Origin of the sequence: Streptomyces triticisoli, assembly GCF_003270085.1 — a bacterium.
GTDB lineage: Bacteria > Actinomycetota > Actinomycetes > Streptomycetales > Streptomycetaceae > Streptomyces > Streptomyces triticisoli.
Window position 1 is genome coordinate 1 of record NZ_QFDQ01000004.1, and the last position, 1,964, is coordinate 1,964.

The following is a 1,964-nucleotide window of genomic DNA, read 5'->3' on the forward strand; positions in this document are numbered from 1 at the left end:
TCGACCGGCATGTACAGGCTCGCGGCGTTGAGCGGGTGGAGGGCCTCGACGAAGGCGCGCTGGTCGGGGTCCAGGTCGGTGGCGGACTGGCGGACCGACTCGCGCAGTGTGCCGGAGGGGTCACCGATCCAGCACACGACGCCTCGTCTGCCGGCCGTCCAGCCGGCCTGGTCCGGCTGGTAGAAATACGTACGGACCGGCGGCATGGCGTACAGGTCGGCGACGTAGGAGAAGAGGGGGTCCACGCAGGCCTCGCGGGACAGCCGGGTGACGGCAGCCTTGCCCGGGTAACGGTCCGGGCCGTGGACCGTGGCGACGCCGTAGGCCTCACCCTGGTGCGGCTGGTCACAGGGGACGATGTCCACCTTGAGGACACCCGGATTCCGGTTGGTGCCGTCGGGCAGTCCGCTCTGCGGGGTGAAGCAGTCACCCTTGCGCAGGTCGATGACGGTGGCGCTGGTCTTCTGCCCGACGGACCCGTCGTTATCGCGCTGTACACCGCTGGAGAAGGTCCACACCCGGACCACGCCGGTCAGGATCAGGACGGCGACGAGAGCCACCGCCCCCGAGACGGAGACCGCGGCCACCGCGAGGCCCTTGCCCCGCAGCGGCCGGCCCTCCCGGGCCCGGCGGGCGAGACGGACGAGGGCCACGATGCCGAGAACCAGGCCCACCGGGCTGAGGATGAGGGTCACGGCCAGGACGAAGGCGGTGACCGCGAGTCCGCTGGTTCCGGAAGGCTCCGGAAAGGCCCTTGCCCCGCAGCGGCCGGCCCTCCCGGGCCCGGCGGGCGAGACGGACGAGGGCCACGATGCCGAGAGCCAGGCCCACCGGGCTGAGGATGAGGGTCACGGCCAGGACGAAGGCGGTGACCGCGAGTCCGCTGGTTCCGGAAGGCTCCGGAGACTGGAACGCGGGCGGGTACGGATAGGCGTACGGGTACTGGTACGAAGACTGAGTCTGGGGCTGGGGCTGGAACCAAGACTCGGACTCACGCGGCGCTGGGACCGGCGAGGGCTCCTGCCATCCGTACGCCTCAGCAGAATCCGGACCGTGCGGCGGCGGGGGATCCAACTGCCGGTCAGATCTCGGGGGTTCGGCTTCGTACGGCATCCTGCGGCCCCGTTCGTCGCTGTGCTGTGGCGGGAGAAATCTCACACATCCTGGCCGGACAGGACAGTCAAGTCTATGAGCAGCGTCATACCGGGTCTTCGAAGTTGAACGGTGCACTGGTTCGGCTTGCTGATGTGACGTCACGCTCCGTGGCGGCGGGCCGGATAGCTCGGTCCGGGACGCAAGGTGCCCGTGGTGCTGCGTGATCATTTCTGTTCTCCAGGCAGAACGATCATGCAGGAGCCACGGGCTTGCTCAACGATACGACGTTGCTGCTCGGCCTCGACGGGGTGTCCGTCGTGCGGGTCGAGCGGCTGGCCGACGGAACCCGCCGAGTCCACCTGGTCACGGCCGATGAGACGGCCCGGGCCTGCCCGGCCTGCGGGGTCTTCGCCACCCGGGTGAAGGGCTCCGCCATCACCCGGCCCCGCGATCTGCCCCATGGCGAGAGCGGGCTGGAGTTCCGCTGGCACAAGCGCCGCTGGTTCTGCCAGGAGCCCGGCTGCCCGCGCCGGTCGTTCACCGAGCAGATCGAGCAGCTACCGGCCGGCACTCGGATCACCATGCGGCTGCGCGGCGCTGCCGGGCACCGGATACGCGACGCCGGCTCCACCGTCATCCAGGCCGCCCGCGACCTGCACCTGTCCTGGCCGACCGTGATGGACGCCTTCCGCACCGCCGCCCGCGAGGTCACCGAGGCACCGCTGCCCGAGGTGCAGGTGCTGGGCATCGACGAGACCCGGCGCGGACGGCCGCGCTGGGAACAGAACCCCGCCACGGGCAAGTGGCTGCTGACGCGCGATCGGTGGCATACGGGGTTCACCGACGCGCTCGGCACCGGCGGCCTGCTC

At 70.6% G+C, this 1,964-nt stretch carries 2 protein-coding genes; one reads left to right on the plus strand and one right to left on the minus strand.

Annotated elements, in window-relative coordinates; translation table 11 throughout:
- A partial coding sequence (locus DEP02_RS01220; protein ID WP_112465443.1) for a DUF4190 domain-containing protein occupies positions 1 to 695 on the minus strand: 695 nt, incomplete at its 3' end.
- Between the two features lie 669 nt (positions 696 to 1,364).
- Here DEP02_RS01220 and DEP02_RS01225 point away from each other — a divergent pair.
- Positions 1,365 to 1,964 (plus strand): transposase family protein (locus DEP02_RS01225; RefSeq protein WP_198668236.1); only part of this gene is annotated, 600 nt, incomplete at its 3' end.